Origin of the sequence: Amycolatopsis sp. lyj-346 (assembly GCF_046548975.1) — a bacterium.
Classification (GTDB): Bacteria; Actinomycetota; Actinomycetes; order Mycobacteriales; family Pseudonocardiaceae; genus Amycolatopsis.
Genome location: NZ_JAJPWT010000001.1, coordinates 369,236 through 393,419 on the forward strand (window position 1 = coordinate 369,236; position 24,184 = coordinate 393,419).

Here is a 24,184-nt window from a genome sequence, read left to right on the forward strand (position 1 = left end):
TCAGGGCAGGCGGACTTCGGCGAACACCGCCCGGTGGTCACTGCCGTCGACGTCGAACACGCGGTAGTCCAGCACCGCCGCGCGGTTGTCCACCGCCACGTGGTCGATCGTCACCACGGGCAGCGACGACGGCCACGTCGGGGCCAGCCCCTCGCCGCGTTCCTCCGCCGCGTCCCGGTAGCCGCGGGCGAGGATCGTGCGGTAGGCCGCGTGGTCGAGCGTCGCGTTGAAGTCGCCGGCCAGGATGCGCAGGCCGTGCTCGCCCGTCGGGCGGGAGAGGTCCTTGAGCTCGCGCTCCCACTGCGGGGTGTCGACGTCCGGCGAGATCGGGTGGACGGCGACGATCTCGGCCACCACGCCCTCGCCGAGGTAGACCTCCGCGCCCGGCTGCTTGGCCGCCGAGTCACCGGTCAGGTTGACCTCCTTCAGCGGGAAGCGCGACGCGATCCCCGAGCCGAACGCGCCGGGGGCCGGGTGCAGCACCCGGTGCGGCAGCACGTCGAACAGCCCGGCCGCGGTCAGCCGGTCGACCGCGGACGGCGTCATTTCGACCAGGTTCAGCACGTCGATCCGCTGCTCGCGCACCAGGTCGACGACAGCCTTCGGGTCCGCCTGCCCGTAGAGCAGGTTCGAGGCGAGGACGCGCAGGGTCTTGCCCTGCACGCTCCGCTGTTCGCCGGCCGACACCCGCGGGAGGACGAGGAAGGCCAGCGCGATCGCCAGCACCAGCGCGACCCCGCCGGTCCACCACCGCCGCAACCCGAGCGCGACGCCGCCGAGGACCACGCCGGCGGCCGCCGCGTACGGCGTCAGCGACAACGCCACCAGCGTGTACCAGCCGCCGTCGAAGCCGACCAGGCGCAGCCCCGCCAGCACCGCCAGCGGCACCACCGGAACCGCCAGCAGGGCTGTGACCAGCGGGTTCTTCCGCTTCGACCGCGTCTCTTCCGCAACCACCATGCTGCCGAGTATGCCCAGATCGGCGTCGCGCGGCCCTGCCCCCGACAACTCCTCCACAAGATCTCCACCAGCGTCTGCCAGCCGCTGACAGCGCGCTGTGCGCGAGCTATCAGCGCGGCCGTCCACAGTGATCGCAGAAGCGGCAAGCGAAGGAGGAACGCCCATGTCGCACGCAATCCAGGCCGAGGGCCTGGTCAAGCGGTTCGGGGACACGAAGGCGCTGGACGGGGTGGACCTCGAGGTCCCGTTCGGTCAGGTCGTGGGGGTGCTCGGGCCGAACGGAGCCGGCAAGACCACCGCCGTCCGGATCCTGGCCACCCTGATGAAACCGGACGCCGGCCGAGCCACGGTGGGTGGCTACGACGTCGTCGCCGACCCGGTCCGGGTCCGCAGCCTGATCGGGCTGACCGGGCAGTACGCCTCGGTCGACGAGGACCTGAACGCCATCGAGAACCTCGTCCTGATCGGACGGTTGTACGGCCACTCCCGCGCGCAGGCCAAGGCCCGCGCCATCGAGCTGATCGAGCGGTTCGAGCTGACCAAGGCGGCCAAGCGGCCGATCCGGACGTTCTCGGGCGGCATGCGGCGGCGGCTGGACCTGGCCGCCAGCCTCGTCGGCCGGCCCGAGGTGCTCTACCTCGACGAGCCGACCACCGGGCTCGACCCGCACGCCCGCAACGAGGTCTGGGAGGTCGTCCGCGGCCTCGTCGCCGAGGGCGCGACGGTGCTGCTGACCACGCAGTACCTCGAGGAAGCCGACCAGCTGGCCGACAAGATCACCGTGTTCGACCACGGCCGGGTCGTCGCCGACGGCCGCGCCGACGAGCTGAAGCGCCGCGTCGGCGGGCAGACGCTGCAGGTCCGGCCGACCCAGCCGGCCGACATGGACGCCGTCAACCGGATCCTCGGCGACCTCTCCGGCGTCCGGCCGGTCCGCGACGACGCGAACGGCCTGCTCACCGCGCCGGTCAACGACCCGGTGCTGCTGTCCACCCTGGTCCGCAAGCTGGACGAGGCCGGGATCACCGCCGACGAGCTGGCGCTGCGGCTGCCCAGCCTCGACGAAGTGTTCCTCGCCCTCACCGGGCACGCCGCCGCCGAAGACACCACCCGCGACCTCGAAGGGAGCCTGGCATGACGACGCTGGCCCTCGACCGCCCGGCCCCGCCGCGGCACATCAGCCCCGGCAAGGGGTTCCAGCACGCGCTTTCGCTGGCGTGGCGCGGCATCCTGAAGATCCGCAAGAACCCCGAACAGCTCGCCGACGTCACCCTGATGCCGATCATCTTCCTGGTGATGTTCGTCTACCTGTTCGGCGGCGCGCTGTCCGGCTCGACCGGCGCCTACCTGCAGCTGGTCGTGCCCGGCATCATCGTGATGAACATCCTGCAGGCGTGCCTCACCGTCGGGACGAACCTCAACACCGACGTCACCAAGGGCGTGTTCGACCGGTTCCGCAGCATGCCGATCGCCCGCTCGGCCCCGCTGATCGGCGCGGTGCTCGCCGACGTCGTGCGGTACGTGGTCTGCCTGACGGTGCTGATGGTCGTGGCCACGATCATGGGCTACCGGATCGCGACCAGCCCCGGCGAGTTCGCCGTGGCGATCCTGCTCGCGCTGGCGTTCGGGCTCTGCTTCTGCTGGGCCTCGGTGTTCGTCGGCATGGTGATGAAGTCGCCGGGTTCGGCGCAGGCGCTGATGTTCGTCTTCATCATGCCGCTGACGTTCGGCAGCAACGTGTTCGTGCAGACGTCCACCATGCCGGGCTGGCTGCGGGCGTGGGCGGACATCAGCCCGGTCAGCCTGATGGCGAACGCGCTGCGCGGCCTGATGAACGGCGGCCCGGTGGCCGGCCCGCTGGCCGGGGCACTGGCCTGGATGGCCGGTGCCGTGATCGTGTTCTTCCCGCTGGCCACCTGGGCCTACCGCCGGCGGGTCTGAGAAGGCGCACACACGGGGGTGAGTCGCGCCACCGGTCGTGGGTGGTGAGGCGGGTTCCCACCGCCTCACCACCCACGACGGCGTCAGCCGAGGTCGTCCAGCAGCCAGGCGACAGCGTCCTTTTTGGACATGCCGAGCGCGGCTCCGTAGCGTGCGTCGTAGTCCGGGAGCGCCGCGCGGAGGGTGTCGATGAGCGCCCGCACCTCGGGACTGCCGAGGTCGAGCCGTCCGCGGAGGACGGCGGACGCGGCGAGCGTCCTGGCCGCCGTTTCGGGACGGCCCTGCCGCTCGCGGATCATCGCCAGCAGCTCCACCGCGCCGGCCATGTCCGGCATGTCGCCGCGTCCGCTGGTCGCCCGGATCGCGATGGCCACGTGCGGCTCCGCCTCGTCGGCGCGGCCCTGTGCCAGCAGGAGCCGCGCCTCGAACGCGTGGATGAACTCGTCGCCGATGCCGCCGGGGAACCAGTCGTCACCGCTCATCGCGGCGACGCGGTCGAGCAGCGCCCGCGCTTCGGCCAGCCGGCCCGAGCGCAGCAGGAGCTCGAGCCTGCCGAACATCAGGATGGCCCGGTGCTGCAGGTTCGTGATGCCTTCGCCGTAGCGCTCCGCCGCCTCCTGATCGCGCCAGGCACCCTCGAAGTCCCCGGTGCGCGCCCGCTCGACGGCCAGCCGCCACCAGTGCTGCACGGCGTCCTCGTACGACCGCAGCTCCATCGACAGCGCCAGACCCTGCTGGTAGATCTCGATGGCCTTCGCGCTGTCGCCGTTCTGCGACAGCGCGTACGCCTTGAAGCTCAACGTCATCGCGATGCCCCAGCGGTCGCCGACCGCTTCGAACCCGGCGTGGGCCAGATCGCGTGCCCGGTCGGCCCCCTCGACGTCGCCTTCGTCGTCGAGCAGGAAGCTGTCCACCCAGTGCGCGCCGGCGCGGGTCCACGCGTCCGCGTGCCGCTCGGCCCGGCGCACCTCGCGGACGGCGATCTCGCGATCGCCGCCGAGGAAGGCCAGCATCGGCAGGGCCACCGCGAGCGCCGGGTACCGGTCCACCGCGTCGCTGCGCACGCAGTCGTCGACCAGCCGGAGGATCTCGGGCTGGTCCGCGCGGACCGGGATCGCGTCCATCAGGTAAGCGAGCGCCCGGTAGGCGGACGAGGCCGCCGGGGGCAGCCGGTCGCCGAACTCGAGGGTCTCGCGGATCAGCGAGCCGATCCGACCGCCCTGGCCGAGGATGGTGAGGTACCAGACCATCCCGTCCAGCAACGCGACCGCGTTGTCCACATCGGACATCTCGATCGCGCCGCGCAGGGCGGCGATCATGTTGGCGCTCTCGGCTTCGTACCGGTCGATCGCCCGCAGCTGGTCGGCCGTGCGCAGCGTCGGTTCCAGCCGCTGGGCGAGTTCCGCGTAGTGGCTCGCCATAGCTCGGCGGATCCGGTCGTGCTCGCCCGACTCCGCGAGCCGTTCGGTGGCGTAGGCCCGCAGGGTTTCGAGCATCCGGTACCGCGGTTCGCCGCCGGCGTCAACGGTCTCCACTATGGACTTCTCGACCAGGCTGCCGAGCACGTACGGCACGTCGGCGGCGGGCAGCAGCTCGTCCGCGCACACGGCCTCGATCGGCGCCGCTTCCGCGCCGCCCGCGAACACCGCGAGCCGCCGGGCCAGCACCAGCTCGGGCTCGGCCAGCAGGTCCCAGCTCCACTCGACGACCGCGCGCAGCGTCCGCTGCCGCGGCAGCGCCGTCCGGCTGCCCGAGGTGAGCAGCCGGAACCGGTCGCCGAGGCGGCCGGCGATCTGGGCCACGGTCATCGACCGCAACCGCGCCGCGGCCAGCTCCAGCGCCAGCGGCATCCCGTCGAGGCGGCGGCAGATCTCCCCGACGTGGTCCACAGTGGACTCGTCGAGGACGAAGTCGGGGCGGACCGCGGCCGCCCGGTCGAGGAACAGCCGGGTCGAGCCGAGCTCGGCGGCCTCCGCGGGCGCGGCGCGTTCCGCGGGCACCGGCAGCGGGCCGAGCGGGCACAGCGCCTCCCCGGTGATGGCCAGCGGCTCGCGGCTGGTGGCCAGGATCCGCAGCCGCGGCGCCCGGTGCAGCAGTTCGTCGGCCAGCCGCGCGGCGGCGTCGACGACGTGCTCGCAGTTGTCCAGCACCAGCAGCCCTTCGTCGCCGCCGAGCACCTCGACGGCCTGGGCCACCGGGTCCGGCGGCCGCCGGTGGACCTCGGCCTCGGCGCGGATCTCGCGGACCTCGAGCGCGCCCAGCAGCGCACCGGCGACGTCGTCGGGGTCGCGGACGCCGGCCAGTGCGGCGAACCAGACCCGGCCCCGCTGGTGGGTGGGGTGCCGCGACGCCGCCTCGGTGGCCAGCCGGGTCTTGCCCGCCCCGCCCGGCCCGGTCAAGGTGACCAGCCGGGCCCCGGCGAGCAGCTCGGCCAGCAGCTTGAGCTCGTCGTCCCGGCCGACGAACGTGGTCAGCCGGGTCGGCAGCCGGTCGGCCACCGGCGGCGGCGGCGCGAACTCGCCGCGCAGCGCGGCGACGTGGATCTCCTGCAGCTCGGCCGAGGGGTCGACGCCGAGCTGGTCGGCCAGGGTGCGGCGGATCCCGGCGTAGACGGCGAGCGCTTCCGACTGCCGCCCGGCAGCGCACAGCGCGCGGATCCGCAGGCCGGCGAGCCGTTCGCGCAGCGGGTCGGCCTCGGCCGCCGCGGTCAGGTCGGCCAGCACCCCGGCGTGCCCGCCCAGCCGGATCAGGGCGTCGAACCGGTCCTCGGCCGCTTCGGCCCGCAGCTCGGTGAGCCGCCGCGCCGGCGCGGGCGCGAAGGGTGCGTCGAGGACGTCGGCGAGCGCGGCGCCCTGCCACAGCGCGAGAGCCTCGGTGAGCAGCTCGGCGGCGTGGGCGTCGCGGCCCGCGGCCAGCTCGCGGCGGCCTTGCGCGGCGAGCCGTTCGAACCGCTCGGCGTCGACGTCGGCGGCCGCCACCGCGAGCCGGTACCCGCCCGGCCCGGATTCGACGGCCACCGGCAGCGCCTTCCGCAGCCGCGAGACCAGCGACTGCAGGGCGTTGGCCGCGTCGGCCGGCGGTTCGGCACCCCAGAGCCCGTCGACCAGCACGTCGGCCGGGACCGCGCGCCCGGCGTCGAGCGCGAGCCTGGCCAGGAGCATGCGGAGGCGGGCGCCGCCGATGTCGATCGGCGTGCCGTCGTCTTCCGCCGCCCGCAGCGGGCCCAGCAGCGCAACGCGCATGCGCCCAGCTTTCCAGACGACGGGCCACCACCGGGCCGGGCCGACGGAAGTGCCGGTTGCCCGAACGCCACCAGTGGTGCGGCGACGTAAGGTGGCCCCGACGCCTTCGCAACGGGAGGACGGCATGGCCAGGGTGCTGATGACGGGGTTCGCGCCGTTCGGCGGCGAGCTGGTCAACCCGTCGTGGCAAGCGGTTTCGCTGCTGGCCGCGCGCCGGGACGACGTCGCCGCGGTGGAGCTGCCCTGCGAATTCGCGACGTCGCTGCCGGCGCTGCGGCGGGCACTGGAGGAGCACCGGCCGTCGCTCGTGGTCTGCACCGGCCAGGCAGGCGGCCGGGCCGAGGTGACCCCGGAGCGGGTGGCGATCAACCTGGTCGATGCCCGCATCCCGGACAACGCGGGCGCCCGGCCGGTGGACACCCCGGTGGTCCCGGACGGCCCGGCGGCCTACTTCACGACGTTGCCGGTGAAGGCGTGCGTGGCGGCGATCCGCGCGGCGGGCGTCCCGGCATCGGTGTCCCACACGGCGGGGACGTACGTGTGCAACCAGGTGTTCTACGGGTTGATGCACCTGCTGGCGACGGAGTTCCCGGGGGTCCGCGGCGGTTTCGTGCACGTCCCGTTCAGCCCGGAGCAGGTCGCGGCGGCGGGCAAACCCGAGGCGTCGCTGAGCGTGGACCGGATCGCCGTCGCCCTGGCCGCGCTGACGGACACGGCGGTGCGGGTGACCGAGGACCTGGCGGTCAGCGCGGGTGCGGAGCACTAACCGCCACGGCCGGTGAGCTCGACGAACGCCGCCGGGCCCGGGACGTTGTGGTGGACCGTCAGGTCCGCGACCCGGTCGCCGCTCCAGGCCGGCGTGAAGCTCACCACCAGCGTGCACCGACGGCCCGGCGCGACCTCCTGGCCGACGCAGCCGCTCGCGTCCACCGCGAAGTCCGGGCCGTCCAGCTCGACGCCGCTCACCCGCAGCACGCTCGCGCCGACGCTGCGGACCGCCACCACGCAGGTCGTCGTCGTGTGCACGGGTGCCGTGCCGCAGGTGACCGACTCCGGGACGATCACGCGCGGTTCCGCGGCCACTTCCGGCACCCCCGGGAACGTCGCCGAGCGGCCGCGCACCAGGTCGAGCACGGTCACCCCGGTCACCGTCAGCACCAGCGCGCCCGTCGCCAGCAGCACGATCGCGATCGCCTTGATGCCGCGGGCGCTGCCGTCCCTGGCGGTGAACCCACCGGCCGCCAGTACCGTGACCACCAGCGTGGAGATCAGCGTCGCGTCCGGACCGGCCCCGATCGCGGCCGGGACGAGCGTGCCGAGCAGCGACGCCCCGACCGTGACCGCGAACCCCGTCCAGGAGAAGCGTTTCGCCTCGCGCAACCGGCTCCGCACGGTCGGTGCCCGGGGTCTCGTGATGGTGCTCATGCAGGTAGGAGCGCCCACCACCACCGGCACGGACGACATTCGCCCGTTCGGCGGTACGGCGAGCGGGTCGTGATCTGAGGCACACCACCGGCAAACCAGCCTGTCAGGTGATCGAACGGTGTTTACATGTCCGGAATGCGCTGCCCGAAGAAGAGGTGAGTGATGATCGGATTCGAGACCGACCTGCAGGACCTGCGGGATTCGGCCGGAGCCCTCCAGGGAGCGGCCGATGCCGCGGAAGCCGCGTCGAACGGCCTGCGCGGTACCGACGTCCCGGTCAACTCCGGTGGCGGCGGCGGGTTCCTCGACGGCCTGACCGGCATGTTCCCGGCGGACAACGCCTTCGGCCGCACGCTCGGCATGCCGGCCGTCGCGGCGGCCTACAACGACCACCTGGCGAAGATCCAGAAGCTGGTCGCGCAGCTGCACCAGACCACCGCGGACACCAGCCACGCGCTGAAGCGGGTCGCGGAGCTGTACGAGAAGGCCGACGCGGACTCGAAGCAGCGCGTCAACCGCGCGGCCGCGGGCCTGGAAGGGAACTGAGAGCGTGGACGGCTACTTCGACTCCGGGCTCGACGCCCAGCCGATGTCCAGCGGCGACGACCGCCGCGCGGAGCTGCTCGAAGGCGTCTCGGAGGACCTGAAGGAGGGCGCCGCCGACGCCCTCGACGCGCTGGAGATCCTGCGGATGACCGACTGGGTCTTCGGCATGGGCCCCGGCGACGACGGCTTCCAGCAGATGCAGGACGACATCGCCGGCGTCTACCGCGAATTCTCCGACGCCGACATCGACCACGATTCGGCCGAGGGCCTGCAGAGCCTGATCATGAAGCACGACGCCGTCTGGAAGGCGCTGCAGCGCGACTCGGGGCCGAAGCTGGACGACGCCCGGCAGTTCCTCGACGTCTGGCGCGGCTCCGCGGCGAACGCCGTCAAGGCGTACCTGAACCAGCTCGCGGACGCCTTCACCGAGGTCGAAACCAAGATCACCGTGCTGGAGAGCGACCTCGTCGCCGCGCGCGAGGCCATCGCGGCGGCCCGGCAGGACCTGAACAACCTCGGCTCGACGTTCAAGTCGACGGCCGAGGACTACCAGAAGTCGCAGGAGCGCAAGCGCGAAGCGGCCATGTCGAAGGTGCTGGCGGCGACGTTCGCGGGCGCGGTCACCGGGCTGCTCACCGTGGCGACGGCCGGCGCGGGTGCCGCGGCGGGCGCGACGATCTTCACCGCGGCCAACGGCGCCCTGATCGCCGGAAACGCCGCCGGCGGCGCGATCACCGCGGTGGTGGCCAACCAGGCGGAGATCACCGGCGACAACTCGTTCGACCTGTACCAGAGCTTCATGGACAGCGCGGGCAAGATCCGCGAGGGCGCTGGCGAAGCGGCGCAGACGCTGGCGAACCGCATCGGCGACGAAGCCGTCGACCTGCCGAAGATCCCCGACGCGCCGGACGTCAGCCCGGGCTCGAGCTTCGACCCGGACAACTTCGAGACCGACCACACGTCGCGGGAGACCGAAAAGAACGTCCGCGACGCCAACGTGGACATCGCGCCCGACGGCCAGGTGTCGAGCGGCGCTTCGCACGCCGGGAGGCTGGATGGCTGACCGGCCGGCCAAACCCGACCGCGAAGCCCTGCTCGCCGAGCTGGACGCGCTGTCGGCGACGGCGACGTCCGGCGACGGCGCGGTTTCGCTGTCGGTCAACACCGACGGCGTGCTGACCCGGCTTCGGCTCACCGACGCCGTCTCGGGGATGTCGCCGTCGGAGATCGCGGACGCCGTCCTGCGCACGTACGTCGAGGCCCAGCGCGAGTCGGCGAAGCGGACCGGGCAGTTGCTGGCGCCGTTGGGCACCGGCGGCTACCTGATGGACCGCCTGCGCTGGCGGGTGCAGTTCGAGCCGGCTCCGGTGCCGGTGGCCGCGCCCGCGCCGACGGCATCGTCCGCTTCCGCGGAAGCGGACGGCAAGGTGCTCAAGGACCGGTCTTCGGACGCTGCGGCAGCCGGCGCAGCGCCGTCCGGGCCGGTGCCGGACGACGACTGGTACGCGGGCGGGATGCGGTTCGACAAGGCCTGGTGAGCCGTCAGGACGGCTTGACCTGGCTGGTGAAGAACGCGATCAGGTCGGCCGTCCGGCGCGTGTCGAGCGAGGTGTAGAGCCCGGCCGCCCGCCGGTCGTCCGAGCCGAAGAGCACGATCCCGGAGAAGCTGCCGGCCCCGGCGATGTACCGGCCGCGCAGGCCGCCGCCCGTCCAGCTGCCCTGCTCGATGTTGCCGGCGCCCACCTGCAGCTTCGTGCTCGCCTCGATCTCCTCGACGGTGACGCCCTGGTAGTAGCTCACGACGTTGCCCTTGCCGAACCCGCAGGTAACCGTCGCCTGTGCGTGCACCGGCTTGCCGACGGAATCGGCGGGACGGCAGGTCGTCCGGTCCGGGACGGTGCCCGCCAACGGACGGGTGCAGGGGGTGAACCCGGCCCGATCACGCTGCGCGGTGGTGGTGCAATCCACTGTGGACTGGGCGGATTCGCTCTCGGTCGCGAGGAGGACGACCGTCACCGTGATCGCGACGACGACGAGCACCGCGAGGCCGATGAGCAGGGCCTTGTTCTTCTTGCGTGGCTCGGGTTGTGGGTCGGGTCGTGACTGTGGCTGTGACTGTGGCGGCGGCGCGTACGGCCTGGCCGGTTGCTGCCACGGCTGCGGCCGCGGCGGCGTCACCGGCGGCCGGACGGGCGCGAACGCGGGCACGGTGAGGTCGGTGGCGCCGCCGAGCGGAACGTGGTGGAGCCCGAACGCGACGGCCGTCTCGGGCTGGTCCTGCGTGGTCGGCGCGACGCCGAGCTGGCGTCCCAGCAGGGTGGCCAGCAGCGGCATCCGGCTCGGCCCGCCGACGAGGTAGACACCGGACAGCTGCGCGGGCGTGAGGCCGGCCCGGCGGATCGTGGCGGCGAGCAGCTCGGCGCTGCGCAGCAGGCTGGGCCGCACGAGTGCTTCGAGCTCGTCCCGGCTGACGAGGACGTCCCCGAACGGCTCGGCCATCGGCACGTGGGTCTGCGCGTGCCGGGAGAGGCTTTCCTTGGCGTCGCGGACATCCTGCAGCAACGCCCGGCGCGTGCGGCGGTCGGCGGTGGTCTGCGGCCGCAGGAGGCGTTGCCACTGCGCCGGATCGGCGTGCGACACCGCGCGTCCGATGTGGACGAGCAGGGCCTGGTCGATGTCGAGGCTGCCGAGGTCGGGCAGGCCGTCCTCGGCGAGCACGGTGAAGCCCTGCCGGGTGATCCCGACGACGGCGCAGTCGAAGGTGCCTGCCCCGAGGTCGTAGACGCCGATGGGCCCGCCGGTCCGGCTCCCGAGGCTGGCGTAGTGCGCGGCGGCGGCCACCGGTTCGGGGATCAGCCGGACATCGGCGAACCGGGCCGCCGCGGCGGCGGCCCGGAGGACGTCCTGCCGGTCGGCGCCCCAGCCGGCGGGGTGCGAAACCCGGATCTGCGCCGGCGGGCGGCCGAGCTGCCGTTCGGCCTCTTCGCCCATGCGGCGCAGGATGGCGGCGAAGGCGTCGACGACCGGGACCTCGGCGTCCCCGAGCTTGAGCGCGCCCTCGTCGATGCGGCGCTTCGGGTTGGGTTCGAACCGGCTGGGATCCAGCCGCGCCCGCCGCTCGGCATCCTGACCGACGACGAGCAGGCCGTCGTCGCCGCGGAAGACGGCGGAGGACATGGTGACCGAGCCGTCGACCTCGATGGCCCGTGGCCCGCGCCCGAAGGCGGAGAGGACGCCGACGGTGCTGGAGGTCCCGAAGTCGATCGCCAGCACGTCCACGCGGATTCCCCTCCCAAGGCCCGCGGGCATCGTCTCACGGGCGAGAGGGGCCGCTCCGGTCAGGCAGAGTCCCGTTCCCCGGCCCCGAGCGCCCCAATGTGGCCTTGGTTGCGTTGAACGCACCCAAGGTGGCCTTCGGTGCGTTCAACGCACCGAAGGCCACATTGGGGCGCTTGGGCCCGGACGCGAGAAGGGCGGCTCCCGCAGTGGGAACCGCCCTTCTGGCGTACTACGCGACGATCACTCGCCTTCGGCTTCGCCGCCCTGCTCTTCGTGGCCGGCGCCGATGCTGACCGGCGGGGCGTCCGGGATCGAAGACGGCCGGCGCTCACCGCGGAAGGTGAACTTGGCCTGGTCGTCCTTGTCCTCCGGGTTGCCGCTCCAGCCCTCGACGTCGACCAGGATGATCTGGCCGGGCTCGACCTCGCCGAAGAGGATCTTCTCCGACAGCTGGTCCTCGATCTCGCGCTGGATCGTGCGGCGCAGCGGCCGCGCGCCGAGCACGGGGTCGAAGCCGCGCTTGGCCAGCAGGGACTTGGCCTTCGCCGTGAGCTCCAGCTCCATGTCCTTGGCCTTGAGCTGCGTCTCGACCCGGCCGATCATCAGGTCGACCATCATGATGATCTGGTCCTGCGTCAGCTGGTGGAACACGATGATGTCATCGATCCGGTTCAGGAACTCCGGGCGGAAATGCTTCTTCATTTCCTCGTTGACCTTCTGCTTCATCTTCTCGTACCGGGTGCCGGTGTCGTTGGACCCGGCGAACCCGAGCGAGACGGACTTCGAGATGTCCGACGTGCCCAGGTTGGACGTGAAGATGAGGACCGTGTTCTTGAAGTCGACCGTGCGACCCTGACCGTCGGTCAGGCGGCCGTCCTCCAGCACCTGCAGGAGCGTGTTGTAGATCTCCTGGTGCGCCTTCTCGATCTCGTCGAACAGGACCACCGAGAACGGCTTGCGCCGCACCTTCTCGGTCAGCTGGCCGCCCTCTTCGTAGCCGACGTAGCCCGGAGGGGCACCGAAGAGCCGCGAAGCGGTGTAGCGGTCGTGGAACTCGCCCATGTCGATCTGGATGAGCGCGTCGTCCTCGCCGAACAGGAACGCCGCCAGCGCCTTGGAGAGCTCGGTCTTACCGACACCGGACGGGCCGGCGAAGATGAACGAGCCCGACGGGCGCTTCGGGTCCTTCAGACCGGCACGCGTACGGCGGATCGCCTGCGAGACGGCCTTGACCGCGTCCTCCTGGCCGATGATGCGCTTGTGGAGCTCGTCCTCCATGCGCAGCAGCCGGGTGGTCTCCTCCTCGGTCAGCTTGAACACCGGGATGCCGGTCCAGTTGGCCAGCACCTCCGCGATCTGCTCGTCGTCGACCTCGGCGACGACGTCGAGGTCGCCGTCCTTCCACTGCTTCTCCCGCTCGCCCTTCTGGCCGAGGAGGGTCTTCTCCTCGTCACGCAGGCGGGCGGCCCGCTCGAAGTCCTGCGCGTCGATCGCGGACTCCTTGTCGCGGCGGACGTTCGCGATCTTCTCGTCGAACTCGCGCAGGTCCGGCGGCGCGGTCATCCGGCGGATGCGCATCCGGGCGCCGGCCTCGTCGATCAGGTCGATCGCCTTGTCCGGGAGGAACCGGTCGTTGATGTACCGGTCCGCCAGGGTCGCGGCGGCGACCAGCGCCGAGTCGGTGATCGAGACGCGGTGGTGCGCCTCGTACCGGTCACGCAGGCCCTTGAGGATCTCGATCGTGTGCTCCAGCGACGGCTCGCCGACCTGGATCGGCTGGAACCGGCGCTCGAGGGCGGCGTCCTTCTCGATGTACTTGCGGTACTCCTCGAGGGTGGTCGCACCGATCGTCTGCAGCTCACCGCGGGCGAGCATCGGCTTCAGGATCGAAGCCGCGTCGATCGCGCCCTCGGCGGCACCCGCCCCGACCAGCGTGTGCAGCTCGTCGATGAACAGGATGATGTCGCCGCGGGTCTTGATCTCCTTGAGCACCTTCTTCAGGCGCTCTTCGAAGTCACCGCGGTAACGCGAGCCGGCGACCAGGGAGCCCAGGTCCAGCGTGTAGAGCTGCTTGTCCTTGAGCGTCTCGGGCACCTCGCCCTTGACGATGCTCTGCGCGAGGCCCTCGACGACGGCGGTCTTGCCGACGCCGGGCTCGCCGATGAGCACCGGGTTGTTCTTGGTGCGGCGGGACAGCACCTGCATGACCCGCTCGATCTCCTTGCCGCGCCCGATGACCGGGTCGAGCTTGCCCTCGCGGGCGAGCACGGTCATGTTGCGGCCGAACTGGTCGAGGACCAGCGACGACGACGGGGTGCCCTCACCGCGGCCGGAACCGGTTTCGGTGGACTCCTTGCCGCCCTGGTAGCCCGAGAGCAGCTGCAGCACCTGCTGGCGGACCCGGTTGAGGTCCGCTCCCAGCTTGACCAGGACCTGCGCGGCGACGCCCTCGCCCTCGCGGATCAGGCCGAGCAGGATGTGCTCGGTGCCGATGTAGTTGTGGCCGAGCTGCAGCGCTTCGCGCAGCGACAGCTCCAGCACCTTCTTGGCGCGCGGCGTGAACGGGATGTGCCCGCTCGGCGCCTGCTGGCCCTGGCCGATGATCTCTTCGACCTGCTGGCGCACGCCCTCCAGGGCGATGCCCAGCGACTCAAGCGCCTTGGCGGCGACACCCTCACCCTCGTGGATCAGACCCAGGAGGATGTGCTCGGTGCCGATGTAGTTGTGGTTGAGCATCCTGGCCTCTTCTTGAGCCAGGACGACCACCCGCCTCGCGCGGTCGGTGAACCTCTCAAACATGTGCACTCCCTCGACTGCTGCGCCGGCGGCCCGTTTCCTTCGCGTGCTTTCACCCGCGATGGATTCAGCACCGTAAGACCACTCTAGTAGCCAAGTCGTCGCGCTGGCGTACCACTACGGCTGTCGGCGGTCATTTCCGCACCCGGACGTGGCATCTTCCGGGTGCTCCCATCATCAGGTTGCCCTGCACCTTTACGTCAAGCCCAACGTGCGAGCGGCCACCCGGATTCCGCCATCCGCGCCCTGTCCGCTCACCGCGAACAGTCCGCAAGCTGGGAGTGCCCCACCCGATTGGCGCAACTCCCCGAAGTCTGTAAGGTTAGGCACGCCTAATCACCAACGATCCACTACGGCGCTTCGAGGAGGGCCGCGGTTGAACCAGCAGCGGTCCTTCCGTGACGCACGCGAGGTCGGCGACGGCCTCGCGTCGTCGTTGCGGCGGGTCTCCGGCCGTCAGGACCGCAGTGAGCTGCGCCGGGACGTGCCGGCGGGCTGGATCCGCTGTTCGGAGCTGCTGGAGACGCCCGGGTACTTCGACGAGTGGCGCGGCCTGCTCGGTGACTGGCTGTTGCGCGAGCACGACGCAACGCCGCCGCGGACCACGGCCAGCTGGGTGATGACGTGGTACCTGCAGGTCCCGGCGTACGTCGGCGCCCTGCTGTGGCACCACGAGCGCCGGGTGCCGTCGCTGAAGCCGTCGGAGCTGGCGTTCCGCCTGGCCGACGACCGCCCCCACCCGGACGGCATGGCCGTCTTGGGTGACGCGTTCCACTGCCTCCCGACGGACCCGGGCTCGGCCCGCCCGGAGGCGACGGTGGTCCGCGACGAGCGGGCACTGGCGGCAGTCCTGCGGGCGCGTTACCTGGCTCACGCGACCCAGTTCGTCCGCGCGTACACCCCGCTGAGCAGGCTCGGCCGCCGCACCCTGTGGGCAGCGGCGACGGACGCGCTGGAGAACTCGCTGTGGTGGGCCGGCCGCCAGGGTGGCACGCCGGAGGCGGAGGGCGCGGGCGTGGCGGACGCGGCACTGGTGCTCGACGAGCGGTACCCCCCGCTGACGTCGGCATCGACGTTGCGCCTGGCGGAGGGCCCGGACGGCCACCGCGAGTGGACGCGGCGGCGGGAGAGCTGCTGTTTCTCGTACCTGCTGCCATCGGCCACGGAGTGCGACGGCTGCCCGCGCACCTGCTCGCGGTAGCCCGCCGGCCCGGATCCCGCCCGGGCGGCACCCAGCGCCTGCTCCAGCGGCGCCGCATCCGCAGCCACGGCCGGCCACCCCTCAACGGAGACGCTGCGCGCCGCAGCGCTGGCTCAACGCACCCAATGTGGCCTTCGGTGCGCCCAACGCACCCAAGGTGGCCTTCGGTGCGTTCAACGCACCGAAGGCCACATTGGGGCGCATGGGGCGAGCTAGGAGATCAGGGCAGGGTTCCAGCGAAGGCGGCCGAGCAAGCCGTGCCGATCGCCGCCGGCGGAGGGGAGTTGTCCACACCTCAGCCCACTTGGGGACAACTCCAGGCTGGGTCCCGTCCGGCGGCACCCAGCGCCCGCTCCAGCGGCGACGCATCCGCGGCCACCGCCACGACCGGCCCGTACACCCCCATCGACCGGGCCTGGTCGCCCATCGCCACCGCGAACTCGTACACCGCGGTCGCCGCTTCGGGGGCGTAGGCGCACTGCTGGCCGCTCGCCCGGGCCAGGTCCCAGCCGTGCAGCACGAACTCGTCGAGGACCATCGCGCCCACCGTCGCCGACGGCATCGGTGCCGACCCCAGCGCCGTCGTGCCCGTCCACGCCGCCGGTGTCCCGAACACCTCCACCAGCGTCTCCGTCTGCTTCTCCAGGTCCGCGCGCCAGTCGCCGGTCACCAGCGCCGCCTCCGCCTCGCCCCCGCCCGGTGACGGCGGGTCCTCGCGCCGACCCGCGGCGACGAGCCGCGGACCCCAGTACAGGAGGTGGTTGAGCAGCGCGCGGACGTCGTACTCCGCGCACGGGGTGGGTGCCGCCAGGTCGGACACCGCACCCGCGATCCGGAGGAATTCGGCCGCGGCGGGGCGCAGCAGGGAAGCAGTCATGCCGTCGATCCAAGCTTCCCGCGACCGAGGCGTCTTGAACGAACGCGACAGCTAGCGTGAACCCGTGACGCACCGGATCCCCCGCGGCATCGTGGCCGAGGCCACCGCGCGCACGATGTTCACGCTGACCCGGCACCCACCCGCGCCGGAACTCGCCGAATTCGTCGAATACCACTGGATCCTGCGCTGGGACCTGCGCGGCAAACCACCACACGAGCAGCGGGTGCTGCCGAACCTCTCGGTCCACGTCACGTTCTTCCCCGGCGCCTCCGGCGTGTACGGCCCGGCCCGCGACGTCTTTTCGCACCGGCTGGCGGGGCACGTCCAGGGCTTGGGCGTGCGTTTCCGGCCGGGCACCTTCCGAGCGTTCCTCGACGGCCCGGTGCGTGACATCGCCGACCGGGCCGTCCCACTCACCGACGTTTTCGGACCGGCGGCGGTGACGGCCACCGAATCGGTGCAGACAGCGGGCGATGATGCGCAAATGACCGGTGCGATCGACAAGTTGCTGATCGCAAATCACGGGCGGCTGCCCCCGGCCGCACGGGCGGCCGCCGAGGCAGTGGAATCAATCGCGCGGGATCCGGGAATTACCCGGGTGGCGCAACTGTGTGCGGATACTGGACTAACCACCCGGTCCATCCAGCGGGTGTTCGCCGAACACGTCGGCTGCCCGCCCAAGTGGGCGATCCGGATATACCGCCTCAATGACGCAGCGCAGCGGCTCGTCACCGAAGGAGATCCGGATTACGCCGGTCTGGCGGTTCGACTGGGCTATAGCGACCAGTCTCACTTCATCCGCGATTTCCGGACCGTGACCGGTCAGTCCCCCGCCGAGTACGCCCGAACCGCCGGCGCCACCCCCGAACGGGAACCGGACAGCGATCGGACATGAAGAAAGCCGCCGGGCGAAAATCGCCCGGCGGCCACTGCCGGAAACCCCGCTTCAACGAGATTAGCCACCCGCCCCTGCACGGCCAGCTGCTGGTCAGCGCCCCGCGGCCGGCCTGCGCAGCGGCGACGTGAACAATCGTCAGTTCTTCTTGTGGTAGGCCTCGACGACCTCGGAGGGGATGCGGCCGCGGTCGGAAACCGCGTAACCGTTCTTGCGCGCCCACGACCGGATGGCCTGGTTCTGCTCGCGGTCGACGGCGGCCGGACGAGCCGAACCCTTACCCGCGACGGGACGGACCGAAGCGCGCTTGCGACCACCCGCACGACGCGCGTGCTCGACATACTGAGCGAGTGCGTCCCGCAGCTCCTCGGCGTTTTCCGAGGAGAGATCGATCTGGTAGCTGACTCCGTCCAAACCGAACTCGACGGTCTCTTCCGCCTCACTGCCGTCGAGGTCGTCGACCAGCGAGACGAGCACCTTCTGTGCCATCCGATTCCTCCTGCGGGGCTTACTCAATGATCTGGTACGGGGCAAGCCCCGGGACAGAAGACTTTGTCTAGAACATTAGTACCCGCTTCTGCAGTGCAGCGCAAATCTCATTGCCATAACCGGCAGCTATCCTCACACGGCCGGGTTATTCCGGCCGCACCAGCGGGAAGAGGATCGTCTCCCGGATACCGAGGCCGGTCAGCGCCATCAGGAGCCGGTCGATACCCATTCCGACGCCACCGCTCGGCGGCATTCCGTACTCCAGGGCACGCAGGAAATCCTCGTCGAGCCGCATGGCTTCGCTATCGCCCTGCGCGGCCAGCAGCGACTGTTCGGTGAGGCGTTCCCGTTCGACGACCGGATCGACCAGCTCGGAGTATCCGGTGGCGAGTTCGAATCCGCGCACGTAGAGGTCCCACTTCTCGGCCACCCCCGGCCGCGAGCGGTGCTGCCTCGTCAATGGCGACGTCTCCAGCGGAAAATCACGGACAAACGTCGGGGCGTGCAGGTGATCTCCGACGAGGTGTTCCCACAGTTCCTCGACGAGCTTCCCGTGCCCGAGCTTCGGATCCACTTCCAGGCCCCTGGCCTGCGCGAATCCGAGGAGTTTGGCGGCGGGAGTCTCCGGCGTCACCTCTTCGCCGAGGGAATCGGACAACGACTCGTACATTCCGAGCGTGGTCCATTCGCCGGACAGGTCGTACTCCGAACCGTCCGGCAGGGTGACGACCTGGGTGTCCAGCACCGCCTGCGCGGCCTCCTGGATCAGCTGGCGGGTCATCACCGCGTTCGTGTCGTAGGTGGCGTAGGCCTCGTAGTACTCGAGCATGGCGAACTCCGGCGAGTGCGAAGAGTCGCTGCCCTCGTTCCGGAAGTTGCGGTTGATCTCGAAGACCTTCTCGATGCCGCCGACAACGCAGCGCTTGAGGTAGAGCTCCGGCGCGATCCGCAGGAAGAGTTCCATGTCGAACGCGTTGGAATGCGTGACGAAGGGGCGGGCCGCGGCGCCGCCGTGCAGCGTCTGCAGCATCGGCGTCTCGACCTCGGTGAACCCGCGGCGGTGGAACGACTCCCGCAGCGACCGGACCACGCCGGCGCGCGTGCGCACGACGTCCCGCGCGCGCGGGCGCATGATGAGGTCGACGTAGCGCTGGCGGATCCGCGTTTCCTCGGCCAGCTCCTTGTGCGCGGTCGGCAGCGGGCGCAGCGCCTTCGACGTGATGCGCCAGGCGTCGGCCATCACCGAAAGCTCGCCGCGCTTGGACGTGATGACCTCCCCCTGCACGAACACGTGGTCGCCGAGGTCGACGTCGGACTTCCACGCCGCCAGCGCGTCCTCGCCGACCTTCGCCAGGCTGATCATCGCCTGCAGTTCGGTGTCGCCCTCACGGAGGCTCGCGAAGCACAGTTTGCCCGTATTGCGCAGGAACATCACCCGGCCGGTGACGCCGACCTGCTCGCCCGTGGCGGTGTCGGCGGGCAGCCCGGAATGTGCGGCGCGCACATCGGCGAGCGAGTGCGTCCGAGGTACCTCCACCGGGTAAGGATCGATACCCTCCGCAAGGATCCGGTCGCGCTTCTCCCGGCGCACCCGCATCTGCTCGGGCAGTTCGTCTTCGGCGGGCTCGCTGGTGGAAGCGGGGTTTTCGGTCATGGCCATAGGGTACGAACCCCGCCGACCGCTACGCCAACCGGATTACCTTTACCTTTCCGTCCATTAGCCTGGGCCGGGTGAGCGATCCCTCCGGCATCAGCGCGCTTCTTCCTTCGGCAGCCGCGCCGGGATCTGTTCCGCCTGCCCCGGCGTTCGAGCCGTGCGAAGGCGACCGGTTTCGCCATGTGCAACGGCGCACCGCGGAGAGCCTCCTGTTTGCGCGGCGGCGCTGAGGAATTCGGCTCGGAGGAATTTCGCTCAGCCGCGGATGTTGCGCTCGTACGCCAGCCGCAAGCCGAGCAGCGTCAGCTCCGGCACGTGGTCGGTGATCGTCTCCGACTCGCCGAGCACCAGCGGCGCCAGGCCGCCCGTCGCCAGCACCGCCACCGGTTCCGCGCCACCGGGGGAAAGCTCCCGGACGATCCGGCGCACCAGGCCGTCCACCTGGCCCGCGAAGCCGTACAGGATCCCGGACTGCAGGCACTCCACCGTGTTCTTGCCGATCACCGAGCGCGGCGGGACCAGCTCGACCTTCCGCAACGCCGCCGCGCGCAACGCCAGCGCGTCCACCGAAATCTCGATCCCGGGGGCGAACGCGCCGCCCAGGAACTCGCCGCGGGCCGAGATCGCGTCCACGTTGGTCGACGTGCCGAAGTCGACCACCACGCACGCCGTGCGGTGGAGGTGGTGCGCGGCCAGCGTGTTCACCAGCCGGTCCGCGCCCACCTCCTTCGGGTTGTCCACCAGCAGCGCCACCCCCGTGCGCACACCCGGCTCGACCACGATCTTCGGGACCCGGGCGTAGTACCGGCCGAGCATCACGCGCAGCTCGCGCAGCACCGCCGGCACCGTCGACAACGCGCTGATCCCGGACACCGCGTCCGCGTGCGGGCCGAGCAGCCCGCGGACCGTCAACGCCAGCTCGTCGGCGGTGATGCGCGCGTCCGTGCGCATGCGCCAGTCACCCACGAGCTCCTGGCCGGACCACAGTCCCAGGACGATGTTCGTGTTGCCGACGTCGACGGTGAGCAGCAAGCGGGTCAGCTTTCCGCGTGCAGCAACGCGTCGAGGCGGCGGGCGTCCGCCGTCTCGGCGACCGGGAAGACGGCCGTCTCCTCGTCCGGCGGCAGCGTCACCGTGCCGGACAGCAGCCCGGAGCCCTCCGGCGCGTGGCCGGGGTCGGTGTGCCGGTGGACGATCCGGTTGTCCGCGTCGACGAACACCACGCGCGGCTGGTACGTCGCCGCTTCGGCGTCGTCCATCTGGCCGTACGAGATGAGGATCACCAGGTCACCCGGGTGCACCAGGTGCGCCGCGGCGCCGTTGATGCCGAGCACCCCGCTGCCGCGTTCGCCCTTGATGACGTAGGTCTCCAGCCGCGCCCCGTTGGTGACGTCCACAATGGACACCTGTTCCCCCGGCAGCAGGTCCGCGGCCTCCATCAGGTCCTCGTCGACCGTCACCGAACCGACGTAGTGCAGGTCGGCCTGGGTCACGGTGACCCGGTGGATCTTCGACTTGAGCATCGTGCGGTACATCGTGGACTCCTATTCCCCTGCGTCCCGCTCCGGGTGCGCCGGGTGATCTACCGAAGCACCGAGCAACACCGGAACGTTGTCGATCAGCCGGGTACTCCCCACCCGGGCCGCGATCAACAGTCGTGCCTCACCGTCGACGGGCGCGGGCCCGAGGTCGGTTCCCCTCAACTCGAGGTAATCCACCTCGACCGCGGGCCGCGCGGCGAGGGTCTTCCACGCGGTCTCGAGGACCGCGGCCGCACCGTCCCGGCCGACGAACGCCCCCGCGGTGAGGGCGGCCGACAGGACGATGGCGTCTTCGCGCTGTTCAGGCGTCAGGTAGACGTTGCGCGACGACAACGCGAGCCCGTCACGCTCCCGCACGGTCGGCACGCCGATGACGCGCGTGTCGATGTTCAGGTCGCGCACCATCCGCTTGATCAGCACCAGCTGCTGGTAGTCCTTTTCGCCGAAGAAGGCGTAGTCCGGGCGGAGCAGGTTGAACAGCTTCGCCACGACGGTGAGCACGCCGGCGAAGTGGCCGGGCCGGACGGCGCCTTCCAGCTCGTCGCCGAGCGGGCCCGGGTGCACGGTCACCGCGGCACCCTCGGCGTAGAGGGCGTCCGCGCCGGGCGTGAACGCGATTTCGATGCCGTCCTCGCGCAGGATGTCGAGGTCGGCCTCCAACGGCCGCGGGTAGGCCTCGAAGTCTTCGCCCGCGCCGAACTGCAGCGGGTTCACGAAGATCGAGGTGGCCACGACGGTGTTCGGGAGCCGCTTCGCGCGGCGGATCAGCTCGCGGTGCCCGGCGTGCAGCGCGCCCATGGTCGGCACGAGCGCCAGCTTGCGGCCGACGCCGTGCAACGCCCGGCTGACCTGGCTCACGTGCTCGGGCGAGGAGAACGCGTTGAGGGTGCCGCGGCTGAATTTCGGTGTGGTCACTGGTCTTGGTGCCCTTCGGCGGGATCGTCGAGGAGTTCGGTGAGGTCTTTGGCGGCCGCGGTGTCCTGCAGCACTCCTGCTGCGAGCGAACGCGCCACCGTGCGCTTGGCCAGCGCGCGGTAGGCCGGCGCCACGTCCGGCGCCCGGTCCGCCAGCACCGCGAGGTGCTTGCGGACGGTGCCGAGGTCGCCACGCGCGACCGGGCCGGTGAGGGCGCGGTCGCCGTGTCGCAGCACATTATCCAATGCCGCCGACAGCAGCGGTGCGACCAGGCGTTCGGATTGCCCGATTCCGGCTTGGCGCAACAGGTCCGCGCAGTCGGCGACCAGCGCCATCAGGTGGTTTGCGCCGTGGGCCAACGCAGCGTGGTAGAGCGCTCGCGCGGAGTCGGGGATCCGCACCGGCTCGGCACCCATCTCGACGGTCAGCGCTTCGCCGACGTTCCACGCCGCTTCGTCGTCCTCGGCCGCCGTGACGCCGATGCTGCACGCCGCCAGCCGCTCGAGGTCCTCCTCGCGGCCGGTGAACGTCATCACCGGGTGCAGGGCGAGCGGCAGGGCCCCGGCCTCGGCCGCGGGGGCCAGGACGCCGATGCCGTGCGCGCCGGAGGTGTGCACGACGATCTGGCCGGGCCGCAGCGACCCGGTGGCGACGAGCCCGCGGACCATCCCGGCGAGCGCGTCGTCGGGGAGGGCGAGCAGCACGAGGTCCGCCCGGCGGACGGTTTCGTCGGGCGGCAGGAGGGGCACGTCGGGGAGGAGGCGTTCGGCACGGGCCAGCGACGAAGCGGACAGTCCGGACGCGGCGACCACCGTGTGTCCCGCCCGGGCCAGCGCGGCGCCGAGCACGCTGCCCACCCGGCCGGCGGAAACGACGCCGACCGCGAGGCGAGCGGGCCTCGTCATGGCGTGCGCCTGTGGACGCTCATGGTTGGCAGACTCCCTCTGCTCTCGTTCCAGTCCCGTTACGGGTACCGGACGACGGCGCGAGACTAACTCGATTGAGCGCGAACCGTTGAGCCCGGGTGACGAGCTTCACCCGGACCGGTTCACCCGCGGGCGGCCTCGTCGGCGAGGCGCGTCGCCTCCGCGCGGGCGGCCTTCAGGGTGCGCAGCAGCTCCTGCTGCCGCCGCTTGTCGGTGTCGCTGGTGAGCCGGTGCCGGTCGAGGAACGCGAGCTCCGTCACGCTCGCCTGGTAGACGGCGACGGCTTTCGCGGCCTGCTTTCCGGACTGCCGTTTCGCCTGGCGGCGCCACGCGCGGCGGCCGGGCAGGCTGGCCAGCAGGTCGACCTCCGACGGCGCGATCCACCGCGCCGCGGCCATGTGCGGCAGCGCGGCGGCGATGATCCGCTGCTCCCGCCTCCGCTGCAGGACGACCATGTAGACGACGCCGAGGAACAGCGGCAGCATGATCAGGAAGTAGACGGTGAGGAACTTCGACCCGCCGAGCAGCGCGGCGCTGTTCCACAGCGCGTGCAGGCACACGGCGGCGAGGTACCCGGCGACCGGCGCGACGATCTTCAGCGCCTTGACGGTCGTCCGCGCGGCGATGCCGATCCCGATGCCGGTGAGCACGGCGAACAGCGGGTGCGTGAAGGGCGCGAGAACGCCACGCAGGAAGAAGGCGGTGATGACGCCCTGGCTGTGCCCGTCACCGAAGCCGTAGTCGGCGAACGCCCGCCCGAAGTAGTAGATGTTCTCGGTGAAGGCGAACCCGGCGGCGCTGAACCCGGCGTAGACGACCCCGTCCACGACGCCGTCGAACTCGCTGGAGCTCCGCCAGAGGATGAGCACGACGAAGAGGGCCTTCGCGGCCTCCTCGACAACGGGAGCCGAGACGAGCGCGGCGACGGTGTTGCCGTGGCCGCTGCCGAGCAGCTCGTCCCCGACGGCCTCGGCGGTGGTGTTGATGAGCAGCGCGGTGATGGTCGCGATGCAGGCACCCCAGGCGAAGGCGAGCAGCAGGAATTTGGCGGGCTCGGGCTCCCACCGGTCGACCCAGAGGAACCCGGCGACCACGCCGGCCACGGGCACGAGCGCGGCGAGAACGCCGATGGTGACGGCAAGGGGCCCGACCCGCGCGGTGGCGAGCCCGAACAGGAACAGGCCGCACAGGGCCACCACGATCAGCCCGAACACCGGCAGCAGCACGGTGACCCGGCGAGGCCGCCGTCCGCGATCAAGTCCCGTCGCGGGCGAGAGGGTTCCGCTCACAGCGGGTCACCCTACGCAGAGGCCGGAAAGACCGGAATGCCGCCTTGCCTCTCGCGCACCGCCCACGCCGAGCATCAGGCCCATGCAAGCGCCCCAATGTGGCCTTCGGTGCGTCCAACGCACCCAATGTGGCCTTCGGTGCGTCCAACGCACCCAAGGTGGCCTTCGGTGCGTTGAACGCAACCAAGGCCACATTGGGGCGCCT

Annotated in this window: 21 protein-coding genes; 8 read left to right on the forward strand and 13 right to left on the reverse strand. The window is 71.3% G+C overall.

From position 1 onward, the window contains the following. The gene (locus ACLJQE_RS01840) at positions 1-1,017 is read right to left on the reverse strand and encodes an endonuclease/exonuclease/phosphatase family protein (protein WP_410637160.1); all 1,017 of its coding nucleotides are present in this window, start codon (positions 1,015-1,017) and stop codon (positions 1-3) included. A 106-nt stretch (positions 1,018-1,123) separates the two neighbouring features. Between ACLJQE_RS01840 and ACLJQE_RS01845 the strand changes: the two genes are divergently transcribed. Further along, complete coding sequence (locus ACLJQE_RS01845) at positions 1,124-2,098, forward strand: ATP-binding cassette domain-containing protein (RefSeq protein ID WP_410637161.1); 975 nt, start codon at positions 1,124-1,126, stop codon at positions 2,096-2,098. Then, complete coding sequence (locus ACLJQE_RS01850) at positions 2,095-2,901, forward strand: ABC transporter permease (RefSeq protein WP_410637162.1); 807 nt, start codon at positions 2,095-2,097, stop codon at positions 2,899-2,901. The genes ACLJQE_RS01845 and ACLJQE_RS01850 overlap by 4 nt, the downstream gene beginning before the upstream one ends. Before the next feature lie 83 nt (positions 2,902-2,984). Here ACLJQE_RS01850 and ACLJQE_RS01855 read toward each other — a convergent pair whose 3' ends face one another. Next, positions 2,985-6,143, reverse strand: coding sequence for a BTAD domain-containing putative transcriptional regulator (locus tag ACLJQE_RS01855; RefSeq protein ID WP_410637163.1), 3,159 nt, complete (start codon positions 6,141-6,143; stop codon positions 2,985-2,987). Between the two features lie 124 nt (positions 6,144-6,267). On the opposite strand from ACLJQE_RS01855, the gene pcp reads away from it, so the two are divergent. Beyond that, positions 6,268-6,909 carry a pyroglutamyl-peptidase I gene (pcp, locus tag ACLJQE_RS01860; RefSeq protein WP_410637164.1) on the forward strand — a complete coding sequence of 214 codons (642 nt, stop codon included), beginning with the start codon at positions 6,268-6,270 and terminating at the stop codon, positions 6,907-6,909. On the opposite strand, the gene ACLJQE_RS01865 is transcribed toward pcp, so the two are convergent. After that, positions 6,906-7,568 (reverse strand): hypothetical protein, encoded by a 663-nt coding sequence (locus ACLJQE_RS01865; RefSeq protein WP_410637165.1) that lies wholly within the window; start codon positions 7,566-7,568, stop codon positions 6,906-6,908. The two genes, pcp and ACLJQE_RS01865, sit on opposite strands and share 4 nt — an antisense overlap. Positions 7,569-7,730: 162 nt before the next feature. Here ACLJQE_RS01865 and ACLJQE_RS01870 point away from each other — a divergent pair, with 162 nt between their 5' ends. From ACLJQE_RS01870 to ACLJQE_RS01880, 3 genes are read left to right on the forward strand one after another with little or no spacing between them, the layout of a single operon-like run. Next, on the forward strand, positions 7,731-8,114 hold the full coding sequence (locus ACLJQE_RS01870; protein WP_410637166.1) for a hypothetical protein: 384 nt from the start codon (positions 7,731-7,733) through the stop codon (positions 8,112-8,114). Positions 8,115-8,118: 4 nt separating this feature from the next. Then, positions 8,119-9,177 carry a hypothetical protein gene (locus tag ACLJQE_RS01875; RefSeq protein ID WP_410637167.1) on the forward strand — a complete coding sequence of 353 codons (1,059 nt, stop codon included), beginning with the start codon at positions 8,119-8,121 and terminating at the stop codon, positions 9,175-9,177. Beyond that, a complete protein-coding gene (locus tag ACLJQE_RS01880; protein ID WP_410637168.1) occupies positions 9,170-9,652 on the forward strand; it encodes a YbaB/EbfC family nucleoid-associated protein in 483 nt (160 codons plus the stop codon). Before ACLJQE_RS01875 ends, ACLJQE_RS01880 begins: the two co-directional genes overlap by 8 nt. 4 nt (positions 9,653-9,656) lie before the next feature. Here the strand turns inward: ACLJQE_RS01880 and ACLJQE_RS01885 are convergent, their stop codons facing one another. Both ACLJQE_RS01885 and ACLJQE_RS01890 read right to left on the reverse strand, forming a co-directional pair. Further along, the gene (locus ACLJQE_RS01885) at positions 9,657-11,393 is read right to left on the reverse strand and encodes an Hsp70 family protein (RefSeq protein WP_410637169.1); all 1,737 of its coding nucleotides are present in this window, start codon (positions 11,391-11,393) and stop codon (positions 9,657-9,659) included. A 240-nt stretch (positions 11,394-11,633) separates the two neighbouring features. Then, the gene (locus ACLJQE_RS01890) at positions 11,634-14,192 is read right to left on the reverse strand and encodes an ATP-dependent Clp protease ATP-binding subunit (protein WP_410637170.1); all 2,559 of its coding nucleotides are present in this window, start codon (positions 14,190-14,192) and stop codon (positions 11,634-11,636) included. 373 nt (positions 14,193-14,565) lie between these two features. Between ACLJQE_RS01890 and ACLJQE_RS01895 the strand changes: the two genes are divergently transcribed. After that, entirely contained in the window at positions 14,566-15,390 is an 825-nt protein-coding gene (locus tag ACLJQE_RS01895; RefSeq protein ID WP_410637171.1) for a (2Fe-2S)-binding protein, read from the forward strand. 295 nt (positions 15,391-15,685) lie between these two features. Here ACLJQE_RS01895 and ACLJQE_RS01900 read toward each other — a convergent pair whose 3' ends face one another. Further along, positions 15,686-16,267 carry a TIGR03086 family metal-binding protein gene (locus tag ACLJQE_RS01900; RefSeq protein ID WP_410637172.1) on the reverse strand — a complete coding sequence of 194 codons (582 nt, stop codon included), beginning with the start codon at positions 16,265-16,267 and terminating at the stop codon, positions 15,686-15,688. A 64-nt stretch (positions 16,268-16,331) separates the two neighbouring features. On the opposite strand from ACLJQE_RS01900, the gene ACLJQE_RS01905 reads away from it, so the two are divergent. Beyond that, a complete protein-coding gene (locus ACLJQE_RS01905) occupies positions 16,332-17,162 on the forward strand; it encodes a DUF6597 domain-containing transcriptional factor (RefSeq protein WP_410637173.1) in 831 nt (276 codons plus the stop codon). A 138-nt stretch (positions 17,163-17,300) separates the two neighbouring features. Here the strand turns inward: ACLJQE_RS01905 and ACLJQE_RS01910 are convergent, their stop codons facing one another. The 7 genes from ACLJQE_RS01910 to ACLJQE_RS01940 all read right to left on the reverse strand — a co-directional run bounded on the left by ACLJQE_RS01910 (position 17,301) and on the right by ACLJQE_RS01940 (position 23,916). Beyond that, positions 17,301-17,651, reverse strand: a complete 351-nt coding sequence (locus ACLJQE_RS01910) for a histone-like nucleoid-structuring protein Lsr2 (RefSeq protein ID WP_020641935.1) — start codon at positions 17,649-17,651, stop codon at positions 17,301-17,303. A 145-nt stretch (positions 17,652-17,796) separates the two neighbouring features. Then, entirely contained in the window at positions 17,797-19,305 is a 1,509-nt protein-coding gene (gene lysS / locus ACLJQE_RS01915) for a lysine--tRNA ligase (RefSeq protein ID WP_410637174.1), read from the reverse strand. A gap of 258 nt (positions 19,306-19,563) precedes the next feature. Beyond that, complete coding sequence (locus ACLJQE_RS01920; RefSeq protein ID WP_410637175.1) at positions 19,564-20,340, reverse strand: type III pantothenate kinase; 777 nt, start codon at positions 20,338-20,340, stop codon at positions 19,564-19,566. A 5-nt stretch (positions 20,341-20,345) separates the two neighbouring features. Then, entirely contained in the window at positions 20,346-20,843 is a 498-nt protein-coding gene (gene panD / locus ACLJQE_RS01925; RefSeq protein WP_086853279.1) for an aspartate 1-decarboxylase, read from the reverse strand. A 9-nt stretch (positions 20,844-20,852) separates the two neighbouring features. Beyond that, the gene (panC, locus tag ACLJQE_RS01930; protein ID WP_410637176.1) at positions 20,853-21,764 is read right to left on the reverse strand and encodes a pantoate--beta-alanine ligase; all 912 of its coding nucleotides are present in this window, start codon (positions 21,762-21,764) and stop codon (positions 20,853-20,855) included. Beyond that, a complete protein-coding gene (locus ACLJQE_RS01935; RefSeq protein WP_410638278.1) occupies positions 21,761-22,723 on the reverse strand; it encodes a Rossmann-like and DUF2520 domain-containing protein in 963 nt (320 codons plus the stop codon). Before ACLJQE_RS01935 ends, panC begins: the two co-directional genes overlap by 4 nt. Before the next feature lie 89 nt (positions 22,724-22,812). Then, positions 22,813-23,916, reverse strand: coding sequence for a PrsW family intramembrane metalloprotease (locus ACLJQE_RS01940; RefSeq protein WP_410638279.1), 1,104 nt, complete (start codon positions 23,914-23,916; stop codon positions 22,813-22,815). Between the last annotated feature and the right edge of the window lie 268 nt (positions 23,917-24,184).